Source organism: Halomonas sp. ANAO-440, assembly GCF_019915905.1.
In the GTDB taxonomy this organism is placed as follows: Bacteria; Pseudomonadota; Gammaproteobacteria; order Pseudomonadales; family Halomonadaceae; genus Halomonas; species Halomonas chromatireducens.
In genome coordinates, this window is sequence record NZ_JAHXBV010000037.1 from 1 (window position 1) to 3266 (window position 3266).

At 65.8% G+C, this 3266-nt stretch carries 5 protein-coding genes; 2 read left to right on the forward strand and 3 right to left on the reverse strand.

Translation table 11 applies throughout. From position 1 onward, the window contains the following. Window positions 1–113: 113 nt before the first annotated feature. Window positions 114–506, forward strand: a complete 393-nt coding sequence (locus tag KZO25_RS17735; protein WP_066451913.1) for a fluoride efflux transporter FluC — start codon at window positions 114–116, stop codon at window positions 504–506. Further along, window positions 503–910: a fluoride efflux transporter FluC gene (locus KZO25_RS17740; RefSeq protein ID WP_066451912.1), complete on the forward strand. Its 408-nt coding sequence runs from the start codon at window positions 503–505 to the stop codon at window positions 908–910. Before KZO25_RS17735 ends, KZO25_RS17740 begins: the two co-directional genes overlap by 4 nt. A gap of 2 nt (window positions 911–912) precedes the next feature. Here KZO25_RS17740 and pgi read toward each other — a convergent pair whose 3' ends face one another. Genes pgi through KZO25_RS20100 form a run of 3 tightly spaced genes read right to left on the reverse strand, consistent with a single transcriptional unit; the run spans window position 913 to window position 3246 of the window. Then, window positions 913–2562 carry a glucose-6-phosphate isomerase gene (gene pgi / locus KZO25_RS17745; protein WP_223137970.1) on the reverse strand — a complete coding sequence of 550 codons (1650 nt, stop codon included), beginning with the start codon at window positions 2560–2562 and terminating at the stop codon, window positions 913–915. 49 nt (window positions 2563–2611) lie between these two features. Further along, entirely contained in the window at window positions 2612–3094 is a 483-nt protein-coding gene (locus KZO25_RS17750; RefSeq protein WP_066451910.1) for a methylglyoxal synthase, read from the reverse strand. Continuing rightward, a complete protein-coding gene (locus tag KZO25_RS20100) occupies window positions 3091–3246 on the reverse strand; it encodes a pyruvate kinase alpha/beta domain-containing protein (protein WP_410505422.1) in 156 nt (51 codons plus the stop codon). The genes KZO25_RS17750 and KZO25_RS20100 overlap by 4 nt, the downstream gene beginning before the upstream one ends. Window positions 3247–3266 lie beyond the last annotated feature (20 nt).

A 3266-nucleotide genomic window follows, 5' to 3' on the forward strand; every position in this document is an offset into this window, starting at 1 on the left:
CCCGGTGGTGTGAGAGGACGGGGGAGGCGACTCCCCCTCCTACTCGATTGTGTGTTCGTAACGACTTCGCTAGCATCGGTTGGCATCATAGGGTCCGCTGGGGAAACAGCAGGATGAGCATCGGATGGGCCGCGATAGTTCTGGTGGGGGTAGGAGGTGCTGTGGGGGGCATGGCCCGCCTGGCGGCTTCCCGGCTCCTGGCCCGCTGGCTGGGCACCGGTTTTCCCTGGGGGACGCTGGCCGTCAACCTCAGCGGAGCGCTGCTGGCCGGCTGGATCGCCGGTCGCCTGGGTGTGCCTCAGGGTCTTGACCTCTCCTCGGCATGGCTGGGCCTGATGATCGGTGTGCTGGGCGGCTATACCACGGTCTCCTCCCTCAGCCTGCAGACGCTTGCGCTGTGGCAAAGCGGCCGTGTGTCAGCGGCGCTGTCCAATATCGGCACTACCTGCCTGGCGGGGCTGGCGCTGGCCTGGCTGGGCTGGTGGCTGGCAGGAGGGGGGCTGTGAACGGCTGGCGCGACTATGCCGCGGTGGGGTTGGGCAGCGCCCTGGGCAGCGTGCTGCGCTATCTGGTGTCGATTGCCTCGCTGGCGGCACTGGGTCCGGCCTTCCCCTGGGGCACCCTGGTGGTAAACCTCTTGGGTTCCTGGCTGATCGCCGCCTTCTCCGCCTATGCGGCCTGCCGCCAGGGAGGGCGCGTGGCACGCTGGCAGCCCTTCCTGGTGGCCGGCTTCTGCGGCGGTTTCACGACATTTTCGCTGTTCAGCCTCGAGACGCTCTATCTGGTCGAAAGCGGCCTGCCCTGGCTGGCGCTGCTCTACGTAATGGCCAGTGTGCCGCTATGGCTTGCCGCCGCCTGGCTGGGCGATCGCATGGTCCGGGCGCGGCTGGCGCCCGGTCGTCCCGGATAGATTCAGCTCTCCTTCTTGCGTGCCTTTTTCTCACTCCTTGCCGGCGCCGCGGCGGCCGGGGGCGCGGCATGGAAATGCTCGCGCACCAGGGCCAGCAGCCCCTGGGTCGAGGCATCGAAATCCTGGGTCTGGGTGTCCAGGCGCTCGCTGATCTCGCCGGCGATACGCTTGCCCAGCTCCACCCCCCACTGGTCGAAGGAGTTGATGTTCCAGATCACCCCCTGGACGAAGACCTTGTGCTCGTAGAGCGCGATCAGTGCGCCGAGGTTCTTGGGTGTCAGCTCGTCAAGCAGCAGCACGCTGGAGGGGCGATTGCCGGGGCAGCTGTAGGGGTCGAGCCGACCGCCGGTCTGGCTTCCCTCCATGAAGGCGTTGGCCTGGGCCAGCATGTTGGTGAGCAGCGCGAAGTGGTGCTCCTCGACGCCGGGCTCCGGCTTGAGTGAGGCGATGAAGTCGATGGGCACGTAGCGGGTACCCTGGTGCAGCAGCTGGAAGAAGGCGTGCTGGCCGTTGGAGCCGGTCTGCCCCCAGACGATGGGGCCGGTCTTGTAGTCCACCGGTTGGCCGAAGATATCCACCGACTTGCCGTTGGACTCCATGTCCAACTGCTGCAGGAAGGCGGGCAGCTGATGCAGTGCCTGGTCGTAGGGCACGATGGCCTGGGTCTCGGCGCCGTGGAAATTGAGGTTCCAGATGCCGACCAGCGCCATCAGCACCGGCATGTTCCGGTCGAAGGGGGCGGAGAGGAAGTGCTGGTCCATCTCGTAGGCGCCTTCGAGCATCTCCATGAAGCCGTCGAAGCCCACGGAAAGGGCGATCGGCAGGCCGATGGAGGACCACATGGAGTAGCGTCCACCCACCCAGGCCCAGAACTCGAAGACGTTGTCTTCGCGCACGCCGAATGCCATGGCGGCCTTCTTGTTGGTCGAGGCGGCGACGAAGTGCGCCCCCACATCGGCCTCTTCGCCGGCCTGCTCGACAAACCAGCGGCGTGCCGTCTTGGCGTTGAGCAGCGTCTCCTGGGTGGAGAAGGTCTTGGTCGAGACGATGAACAGCGTGGTGGCCGGGTCAAGGCGCGAGAGCACCTTCTGGATATGGGCGCCGTCGACGTTGGAAACGAAGTGGAAGCCGAGCTCCGGGTGGCGGTGCTTGAGCAGCGCCCGGCAAGCCATGTTGGGTCCCAGATCCGAGCCGCCGATACCGATGTTGACCACGTCCTTGATGCGTTTGCCGCTGAACCCCTTCCACTCTCCGCTGCGTACGGCGTCGGCGAACTGGCGCAGTTGCTCCCAGGAGCGGCGAATCTCCGGCATCACGTCCTTGCCGTCGACCATCACCGGGCTGTCGCCGAGGTTGCGCAGGGCGGCGTGCAGTACCGGGCGGTCTTCGGTGACATTGATGATGTCGCCGGAAAACATCTGGGCGCGCCGCTGGACCAGCGCCGAGTGGTCGGCGAGCTCGAGCAGCTTGGCCAGCACCGCATCGGAGATCTGGTGCTTGGAATAGTCGAGAAACAGGCCACCGACCCGCAGGCTCATCTTCTCGAAGCGCTGGGGGTCGGCGGTGAAATAATCCTTGATGCGGTCATTGGCGGTTTCCTGCTGCAGCCGTTTCAGGGCCTGCCAGGTGACGCTACGGGTAAGCTGGAACATGCGGTTTCCTCAGGCGCGATAGTCGGGCGAGGCTGGCGAGGGCCGCCTGTCAGCCCTGTGAATTGCGTGATACCACCCATGCCTGGGCATCGGGAATGGTCATCTCGTAGGGTTCTGACAGCCAGGGGGAGCTGACCAGGAAGTCGGCGCTGGCGGCGTTGCAGGCTACGGGTATATTCCACAGGGCGGCGAGTCGCAGCAGCGCCTTGACGTCGGGGTCGTGGGGCTGGGGTGCGAAGGGATCCCAGAAGAAGATCAGCAGGTCGAGGCGCTGTTCGGTGATGCGGGCGCCGATCTGCTGGTCGCCGCCCAGTGGCCCGCTCATCAGGCCTTCCACCGTCAGGCCCAGCTGCGCCGAGATGCGTCCGGCAGTGGTTCCGGTACCGACCAGTTGGTGGTCGGCGAGGGTCTGCTGCCAGCGTGAGGCCCACGACAGCAGCTCTTCCTTCTTGCCGTCATGGGCGATCAGCGCGATGCGCTTGCGGGCCGGGAGGGTACGCTGCACGGTGCGCGTAGGGCGCGGATCGGTCATGGTCTTCCCACCTCGAGTATCTTCAGCGTGTTGGTGCCGCCATGGGCGTTCATGTGATCGCCCCGGGTCAGAATGACATCTTCCCCCGGCTTGGCAATGCCCTGCTCGACCAGCAGCGCCAGTGCTCGCTCATTGAGTTCGGTGGGCGCCATCTCGCTGGTGTCGAAGGGCA